Raw genomic sequence first — 5,067 nt, 5'->3', positions numbered from 1 at the left:
CCTGCGTTTCCATTTTCGCAATCAGACTGAAAAGCCGCCCCCCCAAAAAAAGCCGGGCACAGTTCCGTGATTGGCGTCAGTTTTCGCAGGCTGTTTCGACGGCGTCCAAGCTGACATCATACCCCCAAAGACGGCGCAGGTGCTTCAGCACCTCTTCTTGATCTTCCTCATCCAAATGGATGCCATCCCGCACGGTATGGGTCAGCTTCAATTCCCGGTCACCGCGCAGATCCGCATCTGTTACCTGGATATCCGGCTCCAGGTAGGCCAGATCATATTGCTTTGCCAGATCGCGGCGGATCGCCTTGTACCCTGCGCGGTTGTGGATCTGGCTCACCACCAGATTCGGCAGGTCGGCGTCATTGGTCAGCGTGAACAGCTTGAACTTGCGGATCAGATGCGGCGACAGGAACTGCTGAATGAAGCTTTCGTCGCGGTAATTCGCCCAGGCATCGCGCATCACTTTTCGCCAATCGGGATCACCGGCGAAATCGGGGAACCACTCACGGTCCTCATCGGTTGGATCCTGACAGATGCGGCGGATGTCCTGCATCATCGCAAAGCCCAGCGCATAAGGGTTGATGCCGGAATAGCGCTGATCATCGAATTCCGGTTGCAGCACTACATTGGTGTGGCTGTGCATCATTTCCATAAATGCGCCTTCGGTGATCTGGCCCTGCTCATAGAGCTTGTTAATGATGTAATAGTGCACGAAGGTCGCGCAGCCTTCGTTCATCACCTTGGTCTGCTTTTGCGGGTAAAGATACTGCGCCAGCATCCGCACGATGCGCAGGATTTCGCACTGCCAGGCCTCCAGCGCCGGGCTGTGCTTTTCCAGAAAATAAAGCACATTCTCCTGCGGCAGGTTCATCTGCTTACGGCGCGCGCTGAAAGAGGCATCCTCGACCAGTTCCAGCTTGTCGCGGCCCAAGGTGGTGTCTGTCCAGATATCCAGCACGCTTTGGCCGCTTTCATAGCCGTCGCGAACCTTCTGCATGGCGACCAGCTCTTCCGTGGTCGGTTTGGGCGGGCGGCCGTAGCGAAACACGCCTTGGGATTGCAGCGCATGGGCCGCGTCCAGCACCTCTTCGACCGCGCAGGGGCCGTACCGTTCTTCACAAGCGGCAATGTAATTTTTGGCAAAAGCCAAGTAATCATGAATGCCAGAAGCATCGGTCCACTGCTGGAATAAGTAATTGTTCTTGAAGAAATGGTTATGGCCAAAAGCCGCATGGGCCATCACCAGCGTCTGCATCGCCATGGTGTTTTCTTCCATGTTATAGCTGATGCAGGGGTTCGAATTGATAACGATCTCGTATGCCAGCCCCTGGCGGCCGGTGCGGTAGAGCGCCTCGTCTCGGGCGAAATGCTTGCCGAAGGACCAGTGCTGATACATCAGCGGCAGCCCGACACAGGAATAGGCGTCCAGCATCTGTTCAGCGGAAATAATTTCGATCTGGTTCGGATAGACGTCCAGCCCGAGATCTTCGAGCGCGATCTTCTCGATCGCGTCGCGCGCCTTTTCCATCAGTTCAAAGGTCCATTCCGGCCCGTCGAACAGCGGCTTGCGCGCCTTTTCAGCTGCCTGCATTCTGCGCCCCTCTCACTTTGGGGAGGAAGAACTCCCGGAAAATCGGATAGATGTGGCCGGGCTGCGAGACCCGTTGCATTTCGAAATGCTGGGCCTGGCCCTTCACGTCACGGTAGTTTTGCCACAGGTCTTCGCCTGCTTCAGGATTGTTCAGCAGCATTTCCGCCGCCTCATCGACGATTTCCACATAGGCATAGAACTGGCTGACCGGCAGCAGATCGTTCAGCAGCAGGTTTTTGCAGCGCACCGAGTCATTGCCGAAATTCTCACCATCGGAGGCCTGAGCCCCGTAAATGTTCCACTCATCAGGCGGGTAACGCTCTTCGATGATCTCCTTCATCTTCTCCAGCGCGGTGGACACGATAGTACCGCCTGTTTCCCGGGCATAGAAAAAGGTTTCCTCGTCCACTTCCTGGGCGTGATGAGTGTGCCGCACAAACACCAGTTCGGTGTGTTCATAGCAGCGCTCCAGGAACAGGTGCAGCAGCAGGAAGAACCTTTTGGCAAGATCCTTTTCCCGCTCCTGCATGGAGCCTGAGACGTCCATCAGGCAGAATACCACCGCACGGGAATTGCGGATTTTCTCCGGCACAAAGGTATCGTACCGCAGGTCTAGAGGGTCGATATAGCCGACGACCTTGCGCTTGCGGAGGATGACTTCCAGCTTCTGCCGCAATTCGGCCAGAAATGCCTCTTGCGGCGGGCTGCGATCCTCCAGCGCTTCCAGATCGGCAATCTGCTCTTCCAGATCCCGCTGGGACTTGGTGGTCGGGCGCTGCAATGCGATCCGGCGCCCCAAAGAGTTCCGCATTGTGCGCACCAGATTGAGATTATTTGGAGTGCCCGCGGTGGTCAGGCCCGCCCGACGGGTGCCGATGGTTTCGGTTTCCACCGTTGCCTTCTCCACCAGGTCTGGCAGTTCCAGACCCTCAAACAGGATTTCCAGATACTCTTCCTGCGTGAGCGTGAAGGAAAATTCATCCGCACCATCCCCGTCCTCGGAGGCTTTTCGGCCGCCCTCGCCTGCACCGCCGTCGGGGCGCTTGATGGTGTCGCCGACAACGAAATCCTTGTTGCCGGGCAGAACATGACGGCGCAGGCCGCCTTTTGAGGAATGAAAGAACCGCGGCTCCTTCAGGCCTCTGGTCGGGATAGTGACTTTTTCGCCTTCGTCCGGGACACCGCTTCCGCTTTGGATCGATTTCCCCCGGACTGACCGGTCGACGCGTTCTTTAATGTTCTCCCGGGCCCGCCGCAGGAACCGTTGCCGGTTCCCGAGACTCTTGCCCTTCGGATTGGAGCGCCTGTCGATGAAATGATGCATGTTGCACAGCGCTCCTCTTTAGCCCGCCTTGTTGACGCGCATGTACCATTCCACCAGGCGCCGCACCTGGCGGTCAGTGTAGCCATGGCCACGCATCCGCTCGACGAACTCCTGATGCTTGCCTTCAGTTTTGCTGTCCTTTTTGGAACCGAAGGAAATCACCGGCAGCAACTCTTCGACCTGGCTGAACATGTGCTTCTCGATCACATCGCGCAGTTTCTCGTAGGAGTTCCAGGCCGGGTTCTTGCCAGTGTTCGCGCGGTGGCGCAGGGCAAATTTCACAACCTCGTTGCGGAAGTCCTTGGGATTGGCGATGCCGACCGGCTTTTCGATCTTCGAAAGCTCCGCGTCCAGCACTTCGCGGTTATAGAGCTGGCCGGTATCAGGATCCTTGTAATCCTGCTCCTCGATCCAGGCATCCGCGTAGGAAATATAGCGGTCAAAGACATTCTGGCCGTATTCTGTATAACTTTCGAGGTACGCCTTCTGGATCTCGTTGCCGATGAACTCTTCATACCGCGGTGCCAGTTCGGTCTTGATGAACTCCAAATACTTCTGCTCCGTCTCCTGCGGAAACTGCTCGCGCTTGATCATCTGCTCCAGCACGTACATCAGGTGCACCGGATCCGCCGCAACCTCGTTGGTGTCGAAGTTGAAGGTGGTGGAGAGCACCTTGAAGGCAAAACGGGTCGAGATGCCGTTCATCCCCTCGTCGACGCCGGCCCGGTCCTGGTATTCCTGCACCGTCTTGGCCTTGGGGTCGGTGTCCTTCAGGCTTTCGCCGTCATAGACCCGCATCTTGGAGTAAAGGTTTGAGTTCTCATGCGGCTTCAGCCTGGTCAGCACCGAGAAACGGCTGAGGATTTTCAGCGTCTCCGGCGCACATGGCGCATTACGAAGCTCGCTGTGCTCAATCAGCTTGTCGTAGATCATCGACTCGTCGGAAACCCGCAGGCAGTACGGCACTTTGACGATCGACACCCGGTCGATGAAAGCCTCATTGTTCTTGTTGTTCTTGAAGGATTGCCATTCGGACTCGTTGGAATGTGCCAGGATCAGGCCGCTGAAGGGGATCGCACCAAAGCTTTCAGTGCCCATGTAGTTGCCTTCCTGGGTCGCCGTCAGCAGTGGGTGCAGCATCTTGATCGGCGCCTTGAACATCTCGACAAATTCCAGAACACCCTGGGTCGCCCGGTTCAGCCCGCCGGAAAAGCTGTATGCATCCGGGTTGTCCTGGCTGAAATGCTCCAGCTGGCGGATATCAACCTTACCGACCAGAGTGGAGATATCCTGGTTGTTTTCATCACCCGGCTCAACCTTGGCCACACAAATGCGGCGCAGGCGCGATGGATATATGCGCACCACAGAAAACTTGTTGATATCGCCGTCGAACTCATCCAGCCGCTGCACCGCCCAAGGCGACATCAGCCCCGGCAGACGATGCTGGACAATGCCGTATTCATCTTCGAGAATCTTGCCCATGCGGACCGGGTCAAACAGGCCCAGCGGGCTTTCGAAAATCGGCGAGATTTGATCGCCCGCTTTCAGCACGTAGATTGGCTGCTCTTCGACCAGGCGCTTCAGCCGTTCCGCCAGCGAGGATTTACCACCGCCAACCGGGCCCAAAAGATAAAGGATCTGCTTACGCTCCTCCAGCCCCTGCGCGGCGTGGCGGAAGTAACCCACGATCCGCTCAATCGTGTCCTCCATGCCGTAGAAGTCGTGGAAGGCGCTGTAGCGCTTGATTGTGCGGTTTTGAAAGATCGGCCCGAGCCGCCCGTCCTTGGACGTGTCTACCAGCTCCTCTTTGCCAATTGCCTTCAACATCCTCTCAGCGACGTTGGCGTACAGGCTGGGATCGTCGCGGCAGGCGTTCAAATAGTCCTGCAGCGGCATTTCCTGCTCGCGGGTTTCGCCGTACTGCTCCGCAAAAAGTTCGGCAATGTCTTTCATCTTGGATCAAGCCTCCTGGTTAGCTGGCGCCGGTCCTCCTGGCGTTCTGGTTCGCGCACGGACAGACAGTGCCCAGCACGTGGGCATGGGTGTCCGCGTCAGTGTTAGAATTCTGATTTCTGCTCAGCGCCGCTGCCGGCGTTCTCCGTCCGGCTGGCCGCTCTTGGCGGCGGCCTGTGCCTGGCGTGCCAGGGCTTTC

At 57.3% G+C, this 5,067-nt stretch carries 3 protein-coding genes; all 3 read right to left on the bottom strand.

What is annotated here, in order from left to right:
• Nucleotides 1–76 precede the first annotated feature (76 nt).
• From VOI29_RS22390 to VOI29_RS22380, 3 genes are read right to left on the bottom strand one after another with little or no spacing between them, the layout of a single operon-like run.
• The gene (locus VOI29_RS22390; RefSeq protein WP_024091105.1) at nucleotides 77–1,591 is read right to left on the bottom strand and encodes a SpoVR family protein; all 1,515 of its coding nucleotides are present in this window, start codon (nucleotides 1,589–1,591) and stop codon (nucleotides 77–79) included.
• Nucleotides 1,578–2,915: a YeaH/YhbH family protein gene (locus VOI29_RS22385; RefSeq protein ID WP_323783822.1), complete on the bottom strand. Its 1,338-nt coding sequence runs from the start codon at nucleotides 2,913–2,915 to the stop codon at nucleotides 1,578–1,580. The genes VOI29_RS22390 and VOI29_RS22385 overlap by 14 nt, the downstream gene beginning before the upstream one ends.
• An 18-nt stretch (nucleotides 2,916–2,933) precedes the next feature.
• On the bottom strand, nucleotides 2,934–4,868 hold the full coding sequence (locus tag VOI29_RS22380; protein WP_323783820.1) for a PrkA family serine protein kinase: 1,935 nt from the start codon (nucleotides 4,866–4,868) through the stop codon (nucleotides 2,934–2,936).
• Between the last annotated feature and the right edge of the window lie 199 nt (nucleotides 4,869–5,067).

Origin of the sequence: Leisingera sp. (assembly GCF_034669605.1) — a bacterium.
In the GTDB taxonomy this organism is placed as follows: domain Bacteria; phylum Pseudomonadota; class Alphaproteobacteria; order Rhodobacterales; family Rhodobacteraceae; genus Leisingera.
This window is presented reverse-complemented; position numbering and strand designations above follow the sequence as displayed.